This window comes from Fusobacterium sp. (assembly GCF_029258315.1).
Lineage (GTDB): Bacteria > Fusobacteriota > Fusobacteriia > Fusobacteriales > Fusobacteriaceae > Fusobacterium_B.
Window position 1 is genome coordinate 1 of sequence record NZ_JARHZE010000014.1, and the last position, 20865, is coordinate 20865.

The 20865-nt window shown below is 28.6% G+C and carries 19 protein-coding genes and 1 riboswitch; of the genes, 12 read left to right on the forward strand and 7 right to left on the reverse strand.

Features of this window, described 5'->3' with window-relative positions:
• Positions 1-411, forward strand: a 411-nt coding sequence (locus tag Q1J48_RS01100; RefSeq protein WP_300360645.1) for a transposase, incomplete at its 5' end; no start/stop codon positions are given.
• 1204 nt (positions 412-1615) lie between these two features.
• Here the strand turns inward: Q1J48_RS01100 and mglC are convergent.
• The 5 genes from mglC to Q1J48_RS01125 all read right to left on the reverse strand — a co-directional run bounded on the left by mglC (position 1616) and on the right by Q1J48_RS01125 (position 7684).
• Positions 1616-2638, reverse strand: coding sequence for a galactose/methyl galactoside ABC transporter permease MglC (gene mglC / locus Q1J48_RS01105; RefSeq protein ID WP_300327871.1), 1023 nt, complete (start codon positions 2636-2638; stop codon positions 1616-1618).
• Between the two features lie 26 nt (positions 2639-2664).
• The gene (mglA, locus tag Q1J48_RS01110) at positions 2665-4170 is read right to left on the reverse strand and encodes a galactose/methyl galactoside ABC transporter ATP-binding protein MglA (RefSeq protein WP_300327869.1); all 1506 of its coding nucleotides are present in this window, start codon (positions 4168-4170) and stop codon (positions 2665-2667) included.
• A 153-nt stretch (positions 4171-4323) separates the two neighbouring features.
• A complete protein-coding gene (mglB, locus tag Q1J48_RS01115; RefSeq protein WP_300327867.1) occupies positions 4324-5334 on the reverse strand; it encodes a galactose/glucose ABC transporter substrate-binding protein MglB in 1011 nt (336 codons plus the stop codon).
• Between the two features lie 90 nt (positions 5335-5424).
• Positions 5425-6474 (reverse strand): aldose epimerase family protein, encoded by a 1050-nt coding sequence (locus tag Q1J48_RS01120; protein ID WP_300360647.1) that lies wholly within the window; start codon positions 6472-6474, stop codon positions 5425-5427.
• Positions 6475-6484: 10 nt separating this feature from the next.
• Positions 6485-7684 carry an ROK family protein gene (locus Q1J48_RS01125; protein ID WP_300360648.1) on the reverse strand — a complete coding sequence of 400 codons (1200 nt, stop codon included), beginning with the start codon at positions 7682-7684 and terminating at the stop codon, positions 6485-6487.
• 208 nt (positions 7685-7892) lie between these two features.
• On the opposite strand from Q1J48_RS01125, the gene Q1J48_RS01130 reads away from it, so the two are divergent.
• The 3 genes from Q1J48_RS01130 to Q1J48_RS01140 all read left to right on the forward strand — a co-directional run bounded on the left by Q1J48_RS01130 (position 7893) and on the right by Q1J48_RS01140 (position 12276).
• A complete protein-coding gene (locus tag Q1J48_RS01130; protein WP_498040960.1) occupies positions 7893-9050 on the forward strand; it encodes a galactokinase in 1158 nt (385 codons plus the stop codon).
• Positions 9051-9058: 8 nt separating this feature from the next.
• On the forward strand, positions 9059-10579 hold the full coding sequence (gene galT / locus Q1J48_RS01135) for a UDP-glucose--hexose-1-phosphate uridylyltransferase (protein WP_300360655.1): 1521 nt from the start codon (positions 9059-9061) through the stop codon (positions 10577-10579).
• Between the two features lie 347 nt (positions 10580-10926).
• Complete coding sequence (locus tag Q1J48_RS01140; RefSeq protein WP_300327859.1) at positions 10927-12276, forward strand: 2-hydroxycarboxylate transporter family protein; 1350 nt, start codon at positions 10927-10929, stop codon at positions 12274-12276.
• Between the two features lie 55 nt (positions 12277-12331).
• Here the strand turns inward: Q1J48_RS01140 and Q1J48_RS01145 are convergent, their stop codons facing one another.
• Both Q1J48_RS01145 and Q1J48_RS01150 read right to left on the reverse strand, forming a co-directional pair.
• Positions 12332-13822, reverse strand: a complete 1491-nt coding sequence (locus Q1J48_RS01145) for an MATE family efflux transporter (protein ID WP_300360649.1) — start codon at positions 13820-13822, stop codon at positions 12332-12334.
• 46 nt (positions 13823-13868) lie between these two features.
• Positions 13869-13965, reverse strand: a riboswitch (purine riboswitch).
• Between the two features lie 177 nt (positions 13966-14142).
• A complete protein-coding gene (locus tag Q1J48_RS01150; protein ID WP_300327855.1) occupies positions 14143-14451 on the reverse strand; it encodes a hypothetical protein in 309 nt (102 codons plus the stop codon).
• A 209-nt stretch (positions 14452-14660) separates the two neighbouring features.
• Between Q1J48_RS01150 and Q1J48_RS01155 the strand changes: the two genes are divergently transcribed.
• From Q1J48_RS01155 to Q1J48_RS01190, 8 genes are all read left to right on the forward strand, one after another.
• Entirely contained in the window at positions 14661-15479 is an 819-nt protein-coding gene (locus Q1J48_RS01155; protein ID WP_300360650.1) for a PP-loop family protein, read from the forward strand.
• On the forward strand, positions 15472-16413 hold the full coding sequence (locus tag Q1J48_RS01160) for a tRNA 2-thiocytidine biosynthesis TtcA family protein (protein ID WP_300360652.1): 942 nt from the start codon (positions 15472-15474) through the stop codon (positions 16411-16413). The genes Q1J48_RS01155 and Q1J48_RS01160 overlap by 8 nt, the downstream gene beginning before the upstream one ends.
• A 182-nt stretch (positions 16414-16595) precedes the next feature.
• Positions 16596-16814, forward strand: coding sequence for a FeoA family protein (locus Q1J48_RS01165; protein ID WP_300327849.1), 219 nt, complete (start codon positions 16596-16598; stop codon positions 16812-16814).
• A 94-nt stretch (positions 16815-16908) separates the two neighbouring features.
• Positions 16909-17136 (forward strand): FeoA family protein, encoded by a 228-nt coding sequence (locus Q1J48_RS01170; RefSeq protein WP_300327847.1) that lies wholly within the window; start codon positions 16909-16911, stop codon positions 17134-17136.
• Between the two features lie 27 nt (positions 17137-17163).
• Positions 17164-19350 carry a ferrous iron transport protein B gene (gene feoB, locus Q1J48_RS01175; protein ID WP_300327845.1) on the forward strand — a complete coding sequence of 729 codons (2187 nt, stop codon included), beginning with the start codon at positions 17164-17166 and terminating at the stop codon, positions 19348-19350.
• A 39-nt stretch (positions 19351-19389) separates the two neighbouring features.
• Positions 19390-19575, forward strand: a complete 186-nt coding sequence (locus Q1J48_RS01180; RefSeq protein WP_300327843.1) for a hypothetical protein — start codon at positions 19390-19392, stop codon at positions 19573-19575.
• A 183-nt stretch (positions 19576-19758) separates the two neighbouring features.
• Complete coding sequence (gene murI / locus Q1J48_RS01185) at positions 19759-20547, forward strand: glutamate racemase (protein WP_300327841.1); 789 nt, start codon at positions 19759-19761, stop codon at positions 20545-20547.
• Positions 20548-20667: 120 nt separating this feature from the next.
• Positions 20668-20865 (forward strand): hypothetical protein (locus Q1J48_RS01190; RefSeq protein ID WP_300360654.1); only part of this gene is annotated, 198 nt, incomplete at its 3' end.

Consider the following 20865-nt stretch of genomic DNA (forward strand, 5'->3'; position numbering starts at 1 on the left):
GATAAAGATAAAAAATTATTTGCAAATGATTTAAAAAGTATATACCCAGCTCCATCAGAAAAAATAGCTTTACAAAATTTGGAAAATGTAACTGAAACTTGGGAAAAAATATATCCAAATTCTATGAAAAGCTGGAATAAAAATTGGGATGTAATAAGTCCTATTTTCAAATTTTCAATGGAAGTTAGAATGGAAGTTAGAAAAGTAATTTATACAACAAACGCAATAGAAAGTTTAAATAGTGTTTATCGTCGCTTAAATAGTCAAAGAAGTGTATTTCCTAGCGATACAGCTCTATTAAAAGTTCTTTATTTGGCTACATTTGAAGCGACTAAAAAATGGACATCAACTTTAAGAACTTGGGGAAAAATCTATGGGGAACTTCAAATAATGTTTGAAGATCGCTTTTAATAAATAGAGGTTAACTAAATATGAAAAAAACACTCTCTAAAAGAGAGTGCTCTTGACATAAACTAAAATATATAGTAAAACTATATAAAGTAAAAATATTAAATTAAATAATTTTTATCATAGAAAGTTAAGATTTACAGAAAACTCTTCACACCCTCTAAAAAATAGAAACTACTTTTTATGTAGCACAAAAAAGTTTATTTAAATTAAAAAAAATACTGATAATAAAATTCTTTTCATTACTTTTATACTGATTATTAAAAATGTAACAACCTCATTTTATTATCTAGCAAAAAAAACGAAGGACTATTTGAAAAATTTTATTTCCAAATAGTCCTTCTACACTATCTCAATCGTAATCTATCTTCTCCTTTCTTTGTATAAAATAAATTCTTCAGCATATCTATTACGAATTCTCATCTCTAGCATTTTCACCATCTTTTAAAATTCTTTTAAATAACATCTTTGTTATTTACACTTTTTTAATAACGCCATCGACTTATCTTAAAATATTTTCTCCAATTTATTAATAACGAAAATGGGATATTATCCTCTTAAAACTTGAGGTTCCTCGAATATTAGCCACACCTTAATAAATCTTCTAAAAATATTATATAATAGCTACACCTTTTTCTTTTCATCTGAGAAATTAAAATCTGTTCGTTTTAATTTTAATTCTCCCATCTAATTTTCCCATTGGACTCATTCCCCCTAATTTCGTAGTCAAGTATTACAAACCTTTAAAACATTGTAACCACCTTCCTATTTATTTTTTATTTTTAACTTTATCTTATTGATCTTACTAATTTATACCCCATAAAATTTGTTTTGTCAATAGTTTTTTCAAAAAATATTAAAAAAATATATTTTATAATAATACTAGAAACTAATTAGTGATTGTATCTAATTTTTTCTTTTATAAATTATTTACTTCTTATTTGCTTCCTCTCTTCTTTTAATAAAATTTTTATAGAATAATTTTCTATAAAAAAATATTTTTTTATCTGTTATAAGATATTTATAATTCTTTTACAATAATTTTATATTTATTAATATTTTCACTAATAATTATAAATTTTATTTTCATCATACCTTTATTCTATCTTAAAAAATCATTTTATAATTCTTTAAAAATAAAAAAACTCTTAGGCTCAAAGAAGATCTTCAAACCTAAGAGAAACAGAATTGTCTAATTTATTTTTTATTATTTTTTCTTAGCATATTTCATTGAGTCAAATGCTACTGCTGCTATTATGATAGCTCCTTTTATTATATATTGCCAGTAAGGGCTTACTCCAACATAAGTTAATCCATAGTTGATAACTGTTAAAATAATAACTCCAGTTATAACTCCTGATATTCTTCCAACTCCTCCATAGAATGAAACTCCACCGATTACACAAGCTGCTATTCCATCCATTTCATACATAAATCCTAAGTTGTTAGTTGCTGAACCGATACGTCCTGCCTCTAAGAATCCACCAAATGCATAGAATACACCAGATAAAGCATAGATTATTATTAAAGTAGCTGCTACGTTTACCCCTGATACTTTTGCTGCTTCTGGGTTTCCTCCAACTGCGAATAAGTTTTTACCAAATTTTGTTTTATTCCATAGTATCCACATAATAATTGTTGCTATTGTTGCATAGATAATTAAATATGGAAGTGTAAATCCTCCAATTTTTATAGCTCCTTGAGCAAAATGGCTGTAATTTCTACTAAATCCAGATATTGGAGATGCTCCAGCATAGTCATAATATAGTGAATTTAATCCATAAACTATTGTCATTGAACCCATAGTAACTATGAATGGGTGAAGATTTAGAAGAGCAACTATTGTTCCATTGAACGCTCCAATTATAGCCCCGATTACTATTACTACTAAAATAACTGCAATTACTGGTAATTCTCCTAAATTTGGATAAACCTTGTGAACATTTGTACTAGCTTGTAAAAGACTTGCTGATATAACAGCCGCAAATCCAACTTGTCTACCTGCTGATAAGTCTGTACCAGTTGTAACTATAAGTCCTGCAACTCCAAGAGCTATGATTGCTCTAACTGAAGATTGAGTTAAAATATTTTTAAAGTTTCTTATACTTAAGAATGAAGGTTCTTTAATAATTATCGCAATAAGCATTGCTATTAAAACTAAATATAACCCACTGTGAATCAATAATTTTTTTATATCTACTTTTCCATCTTTTGTTTTTGGTAAATTCATTTTTTTCTCTCCTTAATTATTCCGTCTTATAAATATTTTGCTGAAAGTGTCAATATTTCTTCTTGAGTTGTCTCTTTTGTGTTAACTATTCCAGCAACTCTTCCGTTACTCATTACTAATATTCTATCTGTTATTCCTAAAAGTTCAGGCATTTCAGATGAAACCATAATTATACCTTTATCTTTACTTGCTAAGTCAACCATAAGTTGATATATCTCAAATTTTGCTCCAACGTCTATTCCTCTTGTTGGCTCATCAAGCATTAAAACATCTGGTTCAGTAAGTAAGCATCTTCCAAGTATAACTTTTTGTTGGTTTCCTCCAGAAAGAGTTCCAATTTGAGTTTCTTGAGATGGAGTTTTTACCCTCATACTTTCAATAACCCAATCAGTATCGCTTTTCATTTTTTTATTATTTAAAAGTCCAAATAATTTATTTTTATAAGAGTCTAGGTTAGAAACAATTGAGTTTACTTTTATATCAAGCATTCCAAATATTCCTGTTGCTCTACGCTCTTCTGTAACCAATGAAAATCCATTTTTAATAGCTTCTTTTGGTGTTTTATTTTTTACTTCTTTTCCGTTTAATATTATTGTTCCAGATGCTTTCTCTCTTATACCAAAGATAGTTTCTAGAATGTCAGTTCTTTTTGATCCAACAAGTCCCGCAACTCCTAAAATCTCTCCTTTATGTAATTCAAAACAAGCATCTTTTACTGATGGCTGATGTAATGCAGTTAGATGCTCTACTTTTAAAATTGGCTCCTTAACCACATTTGTTTTTGCTGGGAAACGATTTGTTAAATCTCTTCCAACCATCATATTTATAATTTGATCTGTTGTTAAATCTGCAACTGATTCTGTTGCAACCCATTTTCCATCTCTCATTATTGTAATATCATTAGATATTTTTTTAATCTCTTCCATCTTATGAGAAATATAAACTATTCCACAACCTTGATCTCTTAATTTATTTATAATTCTAAACAAGTGTTCTACTTCATTTTCTGTAAGTGATGAAGTAGGCTCATCCATAACTATTATTTTTGAATTATACGAAACTGCTTTTGCTATTTCTATCATCTGTCTTTGAGATACTGATAAGTCAGCTACTTTCATTCTTGGATCAACTTCAATATCCAAATCTTTAAATATTCTTACTGTATCATCATACATTTTTTTCTCATCAACAAATAAACCTTTCATAGGAAATCTTCCTAACCAAATATTATCCAAAACATTTCTTTGAGTAACTTGGTTTAACTCTTGGTGAACCATTGATACCCCATTTTCAAGAGCATCTTTTGCTGAAACGAAGTTAACTTCTTTACCTTCTAATGAAATTTTTCCTCCATCTTTCTTATATATTCCAAATAGACATTTCATCAGAGTTGATTTTCCAGCACCATTTTCTCCCATTAGAGCATGTACACTACTTGGTCTTACTTTTAAAGTAACACCATCTAAAGCTTTTACTCCAGGAAATTCTTTGGAAATATTTTCCATTTCTAATAAATATCTTCCGTTCTCCATCTTCTCTCCTTAAAAAATAATTTTTTAAAATTTTAAACTTTACCCTTAAATTTAAAATATTAAAAATTTATACTTATTTTGCTAATATACACATACTTATAGTAAGAGAGAGTGTTAAACACTCTCTCTTAAAAGTTTATTTAACAATTTTTCTTATTTATATTCAGCAACGTTTGTTTTATCAATTCCTATACTTGGTACTAATAATACTCTGTTTTCTAATGTTAATCCTGTTCCTTCAACTGGATCTTTTCCTGCTGCTAAGTTAACAGCTATATCAAATGTTCCTTTTCCTTGTCCTTTAGCATCGTTTAATACTGTTCCAGCCATTTCTCCAGCTTCTATTTTAACTAAAGCTTCTGGTAATGCGTCAACACCAAATACTGGTAAAGATTTTCCAAATGCTTTTTGAGATTCGATAGCTCCTAAAGCCATTCCGTCATTGTTACAAATGATAACTTCTATTTTATTTCCATTAGGTCCTGATAACCAAGCATCCATTTTATCTTTTGCCATTGCTGTATCCCACATAGCTGTATCTAAGTGTAATTCTTCAGTTTTTATTCCCATTTCGTTAAGAGTTTTTATAGAATAATTTGTTCTTGCTTCTGCGTCTGGGTGTCCAGGTTCTCCTTTAAGCATTACATATTGGATAACTCCATCTTTATTTAAGTCAAGTTCTGGATTTTCTTTCCAAGCTTTAGCAACTAATTCTCCTTGAGCTATTCCTTGAGCATTTGGGTCAATTCCAACATAGTATGCTTTTTCATAAGAATTCATTACAGCTTCAGAAGGTCTTCTGTTATAGAATACTACTGGTATATCTGCTGGTTGAATTTTTCCTACTACTACTTCTGCTGCTGCTGGGTCAACTAAGTTGATAGCTAAAGCATCTACTCCTTTTGATAACATAACGTCGATTTGTTCGTTTTGAGTAGTTTGACTGTTTTGAGAGTCGTTCATTTGTAAATCAACTTTATCTGCTACTTTTGCTGCTTCTTCAGATACAACTTTTCTAAATAAAGCGATGAAGTTGTCGTCATACTTATAAGCTGTTAAACCGATTCTTAATTTTGGTGCTTCTTCTGTTTTCTTTTCTCCTCCACATCCTACAAGTCCTGCTGCTAAAACAATTGCTCCTAATAATAATCCTGTTTTTTTCATAACAAATTACCTCCTAAGTTTAACTTTAACTTTGTTAGTTTTTTTATTTTAAATATCTACTCGTTAGACATTTTTTTGATTAAATTTGTCTTATTTTTCAAAAATAAATGTTGTTTTTTGAGAATAACCATTCATTTTATTATAAATTTTGCTTTTTTCTGGAATAAATTTTAAAACATCTGGATAATCTTGCGTTTCAACACATACTCCCATATGATCCTCAGCTTTTACCCCTTTTGATAAAAATTCAGCTTCATGAACATAGTTTCCTGTATATATAACTCCTACTGGTTGATCTGTAACAACTTTTAATGTTCTTCCACTTTCTTCATCATAAAGTTTTGCTAAGAATCCATCATACTCTTTATTGAATACAAATGGGTGATCTATTCCATTTCCGACTATTTTTACCTGTTCATCTCCTGATAAAAATACCTCTTTTAATTTTTTCCCTCTTCTTAAATCCATAGCTGTATTTTCAACCTTTGCTATTTTTACTGGAAGAGTTGCTTCATCAACTTCTATATAATTATCTGCACAAAGTGTTAACTCTTGCTCATCTATATTTCTTTTAAAATCTCCACTTAAATTAAAGTATGAATGGTTTGTTAAATTTATATATGTATCTCTATCTGGTATTCCCTCATATTCTAAATTAAGTTTATTTTTATCTAATGTATATTTAACTTTTACTTTTACTTCTCCTGGAAAGTTAGCTTCCAAATGAGGAGATACTCTTGTTAATACCACTCCAATTTTTTCTTCCTCTTCAAAAGGTTCGACATTCCATATTTTTGATGCAAAAAACTCTGGATAACCATGAAGGTTATTATTTCCATTATTTTTAGCTAATTGGTATCTAATACCATCTATATTTAATTCTCCATCTTTTATTCTTCCTGCATTTCTTCCAACTATGGCTCCAAAGTGTATTCCTATTTTTTCCTCATAGTCCTCTATCTTATCAAACCCAAGAACAATATTTTCAATTTTTCCATTTTTATCTGGCATCTCTATTCTTCTAATAGTTCCACCAAAGTTTAAAATTTCAACTTCTAAAAAATCATTCTTTAGTATGTAAGAAAAAACTTCTTCCCCTTTTTTAGTAACTCCAAAATGTTTTTTTTCTATTGATTTCATCTCTACTCACCTAATCTTTTGTATATTTTTTTGTAAAACTTTTATTTTCAAAAATATTTTCTACAACAACTGCTATGGGAGAATAAAAATATAATTCTTCTCCTAATCTAGTAGGTTCTATAGAATATTTATTTAATTCCAAAGATATTTTATTTAATTCAAATTTTAAAGTATCCATTAAAAATTTACTTGAAAAAATTTCTCCAACTAAAACTATTTTTTCTGGATCTAAAACAGAAATTAAAATATTTAGACCTCTAGCTATATACTCCATAGCTTCTGTCATAACTTGGATAACTAAAAAGTCTCTTTTCTTTACTCCAAATAAAACATCTTTTATTGTCAAATTATCTTTTTCTTTTAAAACATCTTTTAATATACTATATTTTCCTATTTTTATCTCTGATGTTATTTTTTTTATAACTGCTATTTCTGAAGATTCAGCTTCTAAACAACCTCTTTTTCCACAAGAACATTTTCTTATACTATTTGTATTGATCACTATATGTCCTGCTTCCCCAGCCATAGAGTTGTGCCCCTTATAGATTTTTTTTCCTATACAACTAGCACTTCCTATTCCATCTCCAAGATTAAAAACAACAAAATTTTCTATATCTCTACAACCACCTATCTGTTTTTCTACTAAAGCCATTGCACGAACGTCATTTTCTAATAAAACAGGTAAGTCATATTTTCTTTCAAAATATTCCACTATTTTAGGATTTTTTAATTTATAATGAGGTGACATTATAGACATTCCTTTTTCTTCATCCACTGATCCTGTGATGATTATTGATATAGCTCCAATATTAGGATTTTCTTTTATCTCATCTGAAACTACACCGTCTATAACTTTTAATGTATCCTCTCTCTTTTCTGGTTTTAACATATCTAAGGATATTTTTTTCCTTTTAACTATATCTCCATTTATTTTTCCTATGGTAATATACATTATTCTATTAGATGTTAAATTAATCCCTAAAATATCTTTAAACTTTTCATTATTTATGGAAAGATAAACTGGAGGTCTTCCACCACTAGATTCTCCGACTGCTGTTTCAACTATTATATTCTTTTCAAGTAAAATTTTAGTAACTTTTGAAATTCTTGCAGATGTAAGTCCAAAAACCTCAGCCAATTTTAATCTTGAAACCTTTCCATAATCTTTAATTATTTTCAAAACTTCTTCTTCTCTTATACTTTCTTTCATTTTTCTGTTTCTCCTATGTTCATCATTTATTAATTTAATACATTTTTTTCGATTTGTCAAAGGTTTTATTTTTTTTTAGCTCAACTTATTTAATTAAATTAAATAAGTGTAGTATATTTTTTGAAAAATAAATTGTTTTTTTTCAAACTTAAAGTATAATAAATGTACAAAAGAATTTCAGGAGGGGTAAATGGATATACAAAATTTAATGTTAAAAAAATTTGTTGAGATTTTTGGAGAAAAGGAAAATAAGGAGTTATTCTTTACTCCAGGAAGAGTTAATCTTATAGGAGAACATATAGACTACAATGGAGGATTTGTTTTTCCTTGTGCTCTTAGCTTTGGTACTTATGCTATTTGTTCTAAAAGAAATGATAATACATTCAGAATGTATTCTATGAATTTTGAAAATGATGGTATTTTAGAATTTTCTGCTGATAAATTAGAAAAAACTAATGTCTGGGCAGATTATTGTAAAGGTATTGTTGATGTATTTATAAAAAAAGGATATAAAGTAGAACATGGTGCTGATATTATCTTCTTTGGAAATATCCCTAATGGAGCTGGACTTTCATCATCTGCTTCTTTAGAAGTTTTAATGGGAACTATGTTAAGAGATTTAAATAACCTTTCTATAGATATGATTGAAATAGTAAAAATTGGACAAGAAGCTGAAAATAAATTTATAGGAGTTAGCTGTGGAATCATGGACCAATTTGCTGTTGGTATGGGAAAAGAAGATCACGCTATACTACTAGATTGTAATACACTTGAATATAAATATGCACCTATTAAATTAGAAGATGTTTCAATAGTAATTATGAACACTAACAAAAGAAGAGGACTAGCTGATTCTAAATATAATGAAAGAAGATCTTCTTGTGAGGCTGCTTTAAAAGATCTACAAGATGCTGGAGTAGCAATTAAAAATATCTGTGATTTAACTATTGATGAGTTTGAAAAAGTTAAACATTTTATAAAATCTGAAGAAGCTTGTGTAAGAGTAAGACACGCCGTATCTGAAAATGCTAGAGTTTTAGAAAGTGTTGAAAGTTTAAAAAATAATGATATCGTAAACTTCGGTAAATTAATGAATGCATCTCACGTTTCTTTAAGAGATGATTATGAAGTAACTGGAAAAGAACTTGATGCAATAGTTGCAGCTGCTTGGGAAGCTGAAGGGGTTATTGGAGCTAGAATGACTGGAGCTGGATTTGGTGGTTGTGCTGTTTCTTTAGTTAAAAATGACTGCATAGATTCTTTCATTAAATACGTTGGAGAAAAATATACAAAAGAAACAGGACTAAAAGCTGACTTCTATATAGCTAATGTTGGGGAAGGATCAAGAAAATTAGGTGATTTATAATGAGTAATATAAATATTTATAGCGAAATAGAAAAATTATTAAACTTTGCTCTATTTCATAAAATGATAGAAAAAGAGGATAAAATCTTCTTTAGAAACAAATTATTAGCAGTTCTTCATATAGATTCATATGAGAATATTGAGGAAACTGAAAAATCTGTGGCTGATCTTCCTGTTGAAAAATCTTATGAGATACTTAACAGAATTTGTGATTGGGCAGTTGAAAATAATCTTATAGAAGATACTTTTGATGAGAGAGATCTTTTTGATACAAAAGTTATCGGAGAATTAATCCCTAGACCAAGTGAAATTATAAAAAAATTCTCTGAAGATTATAAAGAGTCTCCAAAAAAAGCTACTGATAATTATTATGAATTTTCACAAAATTCTAACTATATAAGAACAGATAGAATTGCAAAAAATATGCACTGGTTCTCTGATACTGAATATGGAAATCTTGAGATAACTATAAACTTATCTAAGCCAGAAAAGGATCCAAGAGATATTGCTAAGGCTAAACTTGCTCCTCAATCTTCATATCCTAAATGTTTACTTTGTAAAGAAAACGAAGGATATCAAGGAAGAGCAAACCACCCAGCAAGACAAAATCATAGAATTATACCTCTAACTTTAACATCTCAACCTTGGTTCTTACAATATTCTCCATATGTATATTACAACGAACATTGTATCTTATTCTCTGGAGAACATAGACCAATGAAGATAGATAGAGGTAGTTTTGAAAGAGTATTAGAATTTGTTGAGATTTTCCCTCATTATTTTGTTGGATCTAATGCTGATCTACCAATTGTTGGAGGATCAATCCTAACACATGACCACTTCCAAGGAGGTTGTCATGATTTCCCTATGGCTCTTGCAAAGGCTGAAGAAACATTTAAAATCACAGGATTTGAAGATGTAGCTGTAGAAAAAGTTCACTGGCCAATGTCAGTTATAAGACTTAGAAGTAAATCAAAAGAAAAATTAATTGAATTATCTGATAAAATTTTAGTAAATTGGAGAAAATATTCTGATCCAGCTTGTGATATTTTAGCATTCTCAGGAGATGTGCCTCATAATACTATCACTCCTATTGCTAGAAGAAAAGGTGATGAGTATGAGATAGATTTAGTTCTTAGAAATAATCGTACTTCTGACGAATATCCTCTAGGAATATTCCACCCACATAAAGAACTTCATCATATCAAAAAAGAAAATATTGGACTTATTGAAGTTATGGGACTTGCAGTTTTACCAGGAAGATTAAAAGAAGAGTTAAATATTTTATCTGATTTAATGTTAAAAGATAATGCTCTTGAACTTATAGAAAAAAATGAAAAAGTTGAAAAACATCTTGATTGGTGCAAAGAGATATTTACTAAATATAATGATCTATCAACTGAAAATATTCAAGAAATTTTAAGAAAAGAGGTTGGTATCACATTCTCTAAAGTATTAGAAAATGCTGGTGTCTACAAACAAACTAAAGAAGGTTGTGAAGGATTTAGAAGATTTATCCAAACCTTATAATATTTAAGCCAAAAATACCCTATTAATATGAAAAGGACGTTACAAATCAATGGTTTTTAATCACTGGTTTAAAACGTCTTTTTCTTTTTATTTTATAAGATATTATTAACTTTTTCTTTCCTCAATTTAAAACTATTTTAAAATTTTTTTTAATCAATCTTATATCGTAAATGGATATTTTTAGATTTATTATTTTTATATTGTCAAACAATTAGAACTCAAAACAAAAGAAAACCTTTAAAACAAAACATTTAAATAATAATTTTATTGACTTTATCAAAAAAAGACTGTATACTGTATTTATAAATAATAAAAATTATTTAAAAACAAGTAAAGGAGATACGTTTATGGCTAAAAAAAATTTTTCTGAATTATTTAATTTAAAAGAAGCAAAATGGAGCGGACTAACTCTACCAATGTTTGCAACTTTACTAGCAATCGTTTTGGTTATTGTTTATGTTCCTTTTGATGGAAAGGTTGCTGGGTTTGTCAGACCTAACTTTTTAACAATTTTTACTATCCTTGCTATATTTGGTATTCTATTTGGAGAGATTGGAGATAGAATTCCTATATGGAATGATTATGTTGGTGGTGGAACTGTTCTTGTATTCTTTATGTCTGCAATAATGGGAACATATAAATTAGTTCCAAAACCTGTTTTAGATTCTATTAAAGTTTTCTATGGAAAACAACCTGTAAACTTCTTAGAAATATTTATCCCCGCTTTAATAGTTGGATCTGTACTAACAGTAAATAGAAAAACTCTAGTACAAGCAATTTCTGGTTATATTCCTCTAATCCTAATTGGTGTTTTAGGAGCAACAATAGGTGGAGTTGTCACTGGTTTCTGCTTTGGAAAATCACCTCTTGATGTTATTATGAACTATGTTTTACCTATAATGGGTGGTGGAACAGGTGCTGGAGCTATTCCAATGTCTGAGATGTGGGCTCAAAAAACAGGTAGACCTTCAAGTGAATGGTTTGCATTTGCTATATCAATCTTAACAATTGCAAATATTATAGCTATAATAACTGGAGCACTTTTAAATAAACTTGGAAAAACAAAACCTTCTTTAACTGGAAATGGATCTTTAATCATAGAAAATGCTAAAGAAGCTGTTAAAGATGAAGAAGTAAAAATGGAAGTTGGACAAAAAGAATTTGCCGCAGCTTTAATCTTTACTGGAGTTTTATTTATGTTCTCTCACTTATCAGCTGAACTATGGAGTAGTTTAAATCTATCTTTTGAAATGCATAGACTTGCTTTCTTAGTTATTTATACTATAATCTTAAATATACTTAACATTGTTCCTACTCCTTTAAAAGCTGGAGCTAAAAATATGCAAACATTCTTCTCTAAATACACTATCTGGATATTAATGGGATCTGTTGGATTCGGTACTGATGTACAAAAGATTATAGACTCATTAACTTTAGGAAACTTAGTTATAGCTATTGGAATTGTTATTGGAGCTGTTACATTTATAATGTTATTCTCTAGAATGATGAAATTCTATCCAATTGAAGCTGCTATAACAGCTGGATTATGTATGGCAAACAGAGGTGGATCTGGAGACGTTGCAGTTTTAGGAGCTGCTGACAGAATGGACTTAATGTCATTTGCTCAAATCTCTTCAAGAGTTGGTGGAGCTATGATGTTAATAATTGGTTCTTTCATCTTTGGATTCTTTGCATAAAAGTTTAAAATCAAAAGCGTGATTATCAGTCACGCTTTTTTTATTTCCTAATTTATTAAATTCTTTCTGTCCTTTTTATAAAACCAAGTAGAGTTGAAAGTAGAGAATTCATTCCTTTTGCTAACATATCTTTCAATGAAACCTTTGATACTTTTACCTTTTCCTCTTCTTCTACTCCTAAATTTTTAAAGAATATTATCGTCATAGTAATAATTATAGTTCCTGCAATAAGATCTGATAGTGGAGAAGCAAATAAAATTCCATGTATTCCTTTTCCTATCTCTTGATTCTCTAAATATCTTGAAAGTCCCACTGTAAATATAACAAAGCAGAACATATCTCTCATAACAGATGCTACCATAGAATGAATTGGTTTTCCAATTGATTGGAAAAATATCGATGAAATTTTTATAAAACAAGTTATAAAACATAAACCTAGGAATATACGGAAACTTTTTACTGCAAACTCCATATATAAGTCATTTTGTTTCCCAAATATTAAAATTATTTTCTCAGGATAAAACTCAAATAACAATGTAGAAATAATACCAACACTAAGTGATAAAATCAAAATATAACGATAAGTTTGTCTAACACGATCCAATTTTTGAGCTCCATAATTATATCCTACAATAGGTTGTCCACCTAGAGCTATTCCAACTGCTATATTACTTACAATAGTATAAACCTTTGTCTGAATACTAAAAACTGATATTGGAATATCACTTCCATAAATTGAACTTGCTCCATATTTTGCTAAGGTAATATTACTTAAAAGCGTCATAACCACCATAGAGATTTGAATTATAAAAGTTGAGCCTCCAAGGATTATAAGATGTTTTAACATATCTTTCTTTATATGAAAACTCTCTTTTGTAAGCTTAAAGCTTTTTGGTTTAATAAAATATACTAGACATATGACAAATGAAACAACCTGACCTATAACTGTAGCAATAGCTGCTCCCTCTATCCCCCATTTTAGCCAAAAAATAAAAATAGGGTCTAAAATAATATTTAAAACAGCCCCAGAACACATAGCCACCATAGCATATGTTGGACTTCCATCAGCTCTTATCATACTGTTCATTACATTAAACATCAAATAAGCTGGGAAAAATATAGTTATAATTCTAAAATAATTTGATGCTAGATCAAGTGTTGCTGGAGAGGCTCCAAAAAGTTTCATAAGTGTTTCACAAAAAATAAAACATATTAAAGTAAGAATAATACTTATTAAAAAACTAGCACTTAGCCCTGTCCCAACACATTTATGAGCACTCTCACTATCTTGACGCCCTGAACAAATACTTAAGTAAGAGGCAGCTCCATCTCCAATACACCAAGCAAAAGCATTGGCTATACATATTATAGGAAATGATATTCCAGTTGCGGCATTTCCTAAATAACCTAATTCGCTGTTCCCAATAAATATCTGATCCACAATATTATAAAGAGCAGATATCAAAAGGCCCATAACACACGGTAGTGAAAATTTTAAAAGCAGTTTATGAACTGGTTTCACCCCTAAAATTTTGTTTTTTTCCATTAAAAAATCCTCCTTAAATAAAAAAATACCGTGAATACTTTACTATAATCACGTTTTGTCGTCTTATAGTAAACTATTTACGGTAGTCTGTAGATACGCCCACCCTATTGTGGACTTATATAAGCTCCCCTCCATAATATCATAACTTCTTTATTGTGTCAATTGTTTTATTCCTAAATAATATTAAGTTTTATAATAAAAATTTACATTCTTATTAATTAAATTAATCAAATTTAAAAATTAATTTCTCTAGAATTTTACAAAAAAAATTGCACCCAAAATCTTAAATAAGATAAAAGGTGCATTATGCTTTTAAAATTTTATAATTCAAACTCTATTAAAGCTTTTGCAGTTATAACTTTTACATTCTTTTTATCAGTTATAGGTGTTCCACAACCTGAACAACCTCCACCACAACAACCATCTACTCCACAAGAATGCTCCTCTTCTTCTCCACCCATTCTTTGTAAGTAGTCTTCATAAGTTTCTATATATCCCTCTGCTAGTAGATTATCAAAAGCTTTTTGTAATTCCTCTTCTGTTATACCTATATTCTTCATTATAGCCTCGTCGCTATAAGTTTTTCCCGTAACCAAAAATTCTACTATTTTTCTCTCTATATTTGTCATAGCTCCCCCTTTTATATTTTTATAATCAGTACAAAATAATAATAATTTTAATTTATATAAATATTATATAAAAATATACAATAGTTGTCAACAATAAAAAATTTAACTCTTTTAAAGAAATTATTTATTAAATTTATCTTTGATTAAAAATATTTTATGAAACAAAATTTTATGATATAATATGTGGTAAAAATTTTAGGAGGTAGTAGATGACTGAAATAAAAGTAAATCTTAGAGAAGATAATTTAAAAGAAGATATATATTTAGAAAGTATCCGTACAAGTTATAGAAAAAAAATATGGAGAAAATTTGTAAAAGCTATAAATGATTTTAATCTTATTGAAGATGGGGATAAAATAGCTGTTGGAATATCTGGAGGTAAAGATAGTCTTCTTCTGTGCAAACTTTTCCAAGAGCTAAAAAGAGATAAAAGTAAAAATTTTGAAGTAGCTTTCATTAGTATGAATCCCGGGTTTGAGGCTATGGATATAGAGCAGTTTAAAAAAAATCTAGAGATTTTAAATATCCCTTGCCATATATTTAACTCTGATGTTTGGGAGATCGCCTTCCGTGAAGATCCAGAGAGCCCTTGTTTTCTTTGTGCAAAAATGAGAAGAGGGGTTTTATATAATAAAGTTGAAGAGCTTGGATTTAATAAACTTGCCCTTGGACACCATTTCGATGATATAGTTGAGACAGCTCTTATAAATATGTTTTATGCTGGTACTGTAAAAACTATGGTTCCAAAAGTTCCTTCTACAAGTGGTAAACTTTCTATCATAAGACCACTTGCTTATGTTAAAGAGGAGGATATAATTTCTTATACTAGAAAAAATGAAATTAAAGCTATGGGTTGTGGTTGTCCTGTTGAGTCTGGAAAAACTGATTCAAAAAGAAAAGAGATCAAATTACTTTTAAAAGATTTAGAACAAAAAAATAAAAATATAAAACAGAGTATATTTAACTCTCTAAAAAATATAAATCTTGATTTTGTTATGGGATATACAAGAGGGAATAAAAATGATTAAAATAAAAAATCTATCTGAGTTACAAAATTTAAAAGTGGATAACTATTTTTTTGAAGTTTTAGAAGATGTCATAAAAATTTCTAATAAAAAAGAAAAATTTGAAATCAATTTAAAATATAATAAAGATAATCTTATTTCAACTTTAGAAACTATAAAAAAACTTACAGAGATAAAAATTTTACTTGAGGATTTTTCTGAGAGGGAAATTTTATCTTTTATAGAGAGCAAAGGATACAATAAACTTTTATGGAACCCTATTGGGAAAGCTATGCACCAATTTAATATGATAGAAGAAGGCGATAGAGTAGCTATTGGTATCTCTGGTGGTAAAGATAGTATAGTTCTTTTTAATGCCCTTGTAAGAATAAAAAAAATAGCAAATATTAATTTTGAAATTATACCTATCCATATCCATATGAAAGAGGATACATCTGATATAAGCGAACTTGTTAATTATATTAAAAAATTTGGTTATGAGTTACAGGTTATTGAAACAAAATTAGGTAATCTTGTATCCGGGGAAACAAAAGAAAAAAATCCTTGTTTCCTTTGTGGAAGAATTAGAAGAGGGATACTTTATACAACTATGAAAGAGCAAAACATAAATAAACTTGCTCTTGGTCATCATAAAGATGATATTGTTGAAACCTTCCTTCTAAATATTATTTATCAAGGAAATAGAAATATAATGAGACCTGCTTATTTTTCTGAGGAACATCAAGTTACTGTCATAAGACCTATGGCTTTTGTTGAAGAAAAAAATATTATCAGTTATTCAAAAAAATTATCTCTTCCTATTTTAGAAGAGAAATGTCCTTATGAGATGAGTAGTGATTCAAAAAGATTAAAAATTAAAAATATTATTAAGTCAATTTCTGAAGAAACTCCAGACGTTAGAAGTAACATTATCAATAGTATCAAGGACTTATTTTAGCTATTAAAAATAATTTTTATAGCAAAATATAGAGAACCTTTTTATAACACAATAAATAGTTCCTAAAGCAAAGTATAACTTTTCTTTTTAATGTTAAAAAAACATTTTAAAAGTCAAAGTTTTTCTTGACTATTATTTCTCTTTACTGTATAATTAACTATATTGCTAAGGGGGAGTGTGCGATGATTATTCCATTAGCGTTTGCTGATTTAAATAAAAATTTTAAAATAGTTGAAATATCTGAAAAATGTAAACATAGAAAGAGTTTAATAGAAAAAGGATTTTGTATAGGCAATATAGTTACTATTAAAAATTCTTCCAATGGAAATTTTATTGTGGAAGTTAATGGTTCTCAATATGTCTTGGGTTTTAACTATGCTAAAAATATATTAGTTGAATGATTACAGCCCTATGGGCTGTAATATTTTCTTGTAAAATTTTGTTAAACAAAATATTTAATATAAAAAGTTTGTTGATAGAATGAGGAGGAATCTTATGAACTTAAGTGAATTAAAAAAAGGTGAAAAAGCAAGAATTATTAAAATTGGAAAAATTGGAGAACTAAAAAAAAGATTAGTTGAAATGGGAATTACTGCTGGAGAGGTTATCGTTTTTGATAGAAACGCTCCTTTAGGGGATCCTCAAGAATTTCTAGTTAAAGAAAATGGAATCTCTATCAGAAAAGAAGATTCTAAAAATATAGAAATCGAATTAATTAAATAATTTATTTTATAGAAAGGTGATGAAAATATGATAAAAATAGCATTTGCTGGGAACCCAAACGTTGGGAAAAGTGCACTTATTAACGCTATTGCTGGTTCAAACCTTAAAGTTGGAAACTGGCCTGGTGTAACTGTTGAAAAGAAAGAAGCATCTTTCGTTCACAATGGAGAACAAATTGTAATGGTAGACTTACCTGGAGTTTACAGTCTTAGTCCTCGTACTTTAGAAGAAAATATAACAAGAGATTTTATAACAGATGAAAATCCTGATGTTATAATCAACGTTATTGAAACTCCAAACATTGAAAGAAACCTATACCTAACTCTTTTATTAAAAGAATTAGGAAAACCTATGGTTATGGCTTTAAACTTCTATGATGAGTTTGAAAAGTTAAATCACAACCTTGAACTTCCTTTATTATCTGAGAAGTTAGAGATGCCTGTTGTTAAAACATCAGCTATCAAAGGTACTGGATTAAACGAATTATTAAATAAAGCTATTGAAGTTGCAAAAGCTAAGCAAGTTCCAAGTTTCAAAATTACTTTTGACTCTTTCATTGATGGACAGTACAATGAAATAAAAGAAAAAATTTCAAAAGATGAAAGATTCAATGAATTAGTTAAAAAATATGGAATAAACTTTGTTATCATAAAACTTCTTGAAAAAGATATCAACTTCTTAAAAAAATCTAAAGAAGTTTATGGATTAGATATTGAAAATTATTTAAATGACAATATCAAGGTTATCGAAGAAAAATATGATGATGATATTGATACTGTATTAGCTGAAAGAAGATATGGAGAGATCAAAGGTATCTTAGCTGATACTTTAAGAACTTCTTTAAAATCAAGACTTGATTTTTCTGAAAAAATAGATAAGATTCTTTTAAACAGAGTTTTAGGATTACCAATATTCTTCTTAATACTTATCCTTTTAATGACTATCGTATTCAACGGAAGTGCTCCTTTCATTGACTGGATAGATGGATTTGTTGGAGGATTTATTGGAAAATATGCTGGTATCTTAGTTGAAGGAACTCCAGATTGGTTACAATCACTTGTTGTTGATGGTATCATTGGTGGAGTTGGAGGAGTTTTAACATTCGTTCCTCTAATGTTCTTATTATACTTATTCTTATCTATATTAGAAGAAAGTGGATATATGTCAAGAGTTGCTTTCTTAATGGATAAAATAATGAGAAGCCTTGGATTAAATGGTAAAGCTTTCGTTCCAATGATAGTTGGATTTGGTTGTACTGTTCCTGCTATCTATGCAACAAGAACTCTAGAAGATCAACAATCTAGAAAACTTACTGCTGCTCTTATCCCATTTATGTCTTGTGGTGCTAGACTTCCAGTTTATGGATTATTCACTGCTGCATTCTTTGGACAAAAAGCTGGTTTAGTTGTTGTATCTCTTTATATGTTTGGTATATTTATGGCAATCATTTTAGGAACTATCTTAAAAAGATTTGATGACTTTAAAGTTGAAAATAAAGCTCTTCTTATAGAATTAGCTCCTTATAGAATCCCAAGTGTTAAAGTTATTCTTAAGTCAGCTGCTAGAAGAACTGGTGGATATTTGAAAAAAGCTACAAGTATCATCCTTGGTATCTTAATGTTACTTTGGGCTTTAACTTACTTCCCTAATGGTGGAGATGCTGAGCATTCATATATGGCTAGCATCGGTAAAACAATAGCTCCTGTTTTAAAACCTACTGGTTTTGCTGATAGATGGGAACCTGTTGCTGCTGTTGTACCAAGTATCGCTGCTAAAGAAGTTGTTGTTGGATTTATGGCTCAAGTTTTAGATCTACCTGAAGAAGAGGGTGGAGAAGATGAAGAAGAAACTACATTTACTCAAGATTTAACTGAGCAATTAAAAGGTTTAGGACAAGCTACTCTTGATTCTATTTCTGGAATAGTTAGTCTTGATATTTCTGGATTATTCGTTGCACCTTCTGCTGAAGAGGTTGAGGAAGAAGGAGCTGGAGTTGTTCAAGCTACTGCTAACCTTTGGACAGATGACTTAGGACCTTTAAGAGCTTACTCATTTATGATATTCATCTTAACAGTTGTACCTTGTGCTGTAACTTTAGGAGCTATCAAACAAGAATTCGGAACTAAATACTTAATCAGACTTACTGGAATTATGTTACTTGTTCCATATATCTGTTCTACTTTAGTTTTCCAAATAGGACGTTTATTTATGTAATTTCTATATAGAATAAAAGAATAGAAAGGAAGTTGTTATATGAAAACTTATATATTAGTAGCAATTATACTATTTCTAGCTCTTTATTCAGCTAGAGGAATCTTTAGACATTTCACAGGAAAAGATGGTTGTTCTTGTGGAGATAAAAAAGATGGTGGTTGCGGTTGTGGAGATAATTGCAACTGTGGTGGTTCTTGTAACTGTCACGAAGAAGAAAATAAATAGTTCTTATATTAATAGCACGGTTTAATATCGTGCTATTTTTATATAAATTTTTACTAATAATTAATCTTTTTAGCAGATTTTTAAAAGAATTTAGAAAAAAACTTGCTTATATTTTTTATAAATTATATAATATATAGTAAATTTATGGGAATAATTATGAAATACCTTTAATGAGGAGTATCAATGAGTAAAGAATACAATATAGGAGTTTTTGATTCTGGTCTTGGTGGAGTCACTGTTTTAAAAGAATTAACAAAACTTTTACCTAATGAAAATATAATCTATTTTGGAGATACTAAAAATGTTCCATATGGAGAAAAATCAAAGGAAGAGATTCAAAATTTCTCTAGCAAAATAGTGGATTTTTTATCTAATAATAATTGCAAGGTTATAATTATAGCTTGTAATACTGCATCTATTGCTGCATATGAATATCTAAAAGAGAAATCTAGTGTACCTATTATAGGAATAATTGATTCTGGTATCGAATCTATATATAAAAATACCTATAAGGAGATAGGAATTGTCGGGACACCATTTACTGTAAAAAGTGGTGAGTATCCAAAAAGATTAAAAGAAAAAAATAATCAATTACATATTACATCTGTCGGTTGTGAAAAATTATGTCCAATGATTGAAAAAGGTTGGGAAAATTTTAATGATAGAGATATAGTTTTAAAAGGTTATCTATCCCAACTTCCTAAATCTTGTGAGGCTTTATTACTAGCTTGTACACACTATCCTTTTATCATTGAGGATATTAAAAAAATATTTAGTGGTGATATACTTGATCCCGGAAAAGAGTGTGCAAAAGAGGCTTATCAACTTTTAAAAAGTAAAGATCTTCTAAATGAACAGAAAGATTTTGGAAATATTAAATTTTATGTCAGTGGAGATAAAAAAATATTTAAAATAAAAGCTGAGGAGTTTTTAAATAAAAAAATAGATGAGATCTCTCAAGTTTCTTTATAATTTTTTTAAGATAAAAGTTATCTGTAAATCAATTTAATTATTTATTTTATTAGCTTTTTATGATAAAATCTAATTATCATAGAGAGCTTTTTTTTATATTAGAAATTAGGGGGTTATACTTTGAAAATAAAAAAAATAGCATTTATAAGTTTAAGTTTAATTTTAATAATAGTATCATTTATTACCTATCAAAAAGTAAATTCTAGTCCTGAAAAAATAGTCTTAAAAACCTTAACAAAAAAATATAATAGAAAGTTTTCACTACTTTTTATGTATGATGTGAGGAGAGAATACCCTTTTGATTATATAGCATATGTA

Bases quoted from the DNA above. Each gene is read 5' to 3' on its own strand.
- mglC (WP_300327871.1), bottom strand. From the start codon at position 2,638: ATGAATTTACCAAAAACAAAAGATGGAAAAGTAGATATAAAAAAATTA.
- mglA (WP_300327869.1), bottom strand. From the start codon at position 4,170: ATGGAGAACGGAAGATATTTATTAGAAATGGAAAATATTTCCAAAGAA.
- mglB (WP_300327867.1), bottom strand. From the start codon at position 5,334: ATGAAAAAAACAGGATTATTATTAGGAGCAATTGTTTTAGCAGCAGGA.
- Q1J48_RS01120 (WP_300360647.1), bottom strand. From the start codon at position 6,474: ATGAAATCAATAGAAAAAAAACATTTTGGAGTTACTAAAAAAGGGGAA.
- Q1J48_RS01125 (WP_300360648.1), bottom strand. From the start codon at position 7,684: ATGAAAGAAAGTATAAGAGAAGAAGAAGTTTTGAAAATAATTAAAGAT.
- Q1J48_RS01130 (WP_498040960.1), top strand. From the start codon at position 7,893: ATGTTAAAAAAATTTGTTGAGATTTTTGGAGAAAAGGAAAATAAGGAG.
- Q1J48_RS01140 (WP_300327859.1), top strand. From the start codon at position 10,927: ATGGCTAAAAAAAATTTTTCTGAATTATTTAATTTAAAAGAAGCAAAA.
- Q1J48_RS01145 (WP_300360649.1), bottom strand. From the start codon at position 13,822: ATGGAAAAAAACAAAATTTTAGGGGTGAAACCAGTTCATAAACTGCTT.
- Q1J48_RS01150 (WP_300327855.1), bottom strand. From the start codon at position 14,451: ATGACAAATATAGAGAGAAAAATAGTAGAATTTTTGGTTACGGGAAAA.
- Q1J48_RS01155 (WP_300360650.1), top strand. From the start codon at position 14,661: ATGACTGAAATAAAAGTAAATCTTAGAGAAGATAATTTAAAAGAAGAT.
- Q1J48_RS01160 (WP_300360652.1), top strand. From the start codon at position 15,472: ATGATTAAAATAAAAAATCTATCTGAGTTACAAAATTTAAAAGTGGAT.
- Q1J48_RS01165 (WP_300327849.1), top strand. From the start codon at position 16,596: ATGATTATTCCATTAGCGTTTGCTGATTTAAATAAAAATTTTAAAATA.
- Q1J48_RS01170 (WP_300327847.1), top strand. From the start codon at position 16,909: ATGAACTTAAGTGAATTAAAAAAAGGTGAAAAAGCAAGAATTATTAAA.
- feoB (WP_300327845.1), top strand. From the start codon at position 17,164: ATGATAAAAATAGCATTTGCTGGGAACCCAAACGTTGGGAAAAGTGCA.
- Q1J48_RS01180 (WP_300327843.1), top strand. From the start codon at position 19,390: ATGAAAACTTATATATTAGTAGCAATTATACTATTTCTAGCTCTTTAT.
- murI (WP_300327841.1), top strand. From the start codon at position 19,759: ATGAGTAAAGAATACAATATAGGAGTTTTTGATTCTGGTCTTGGTGGA.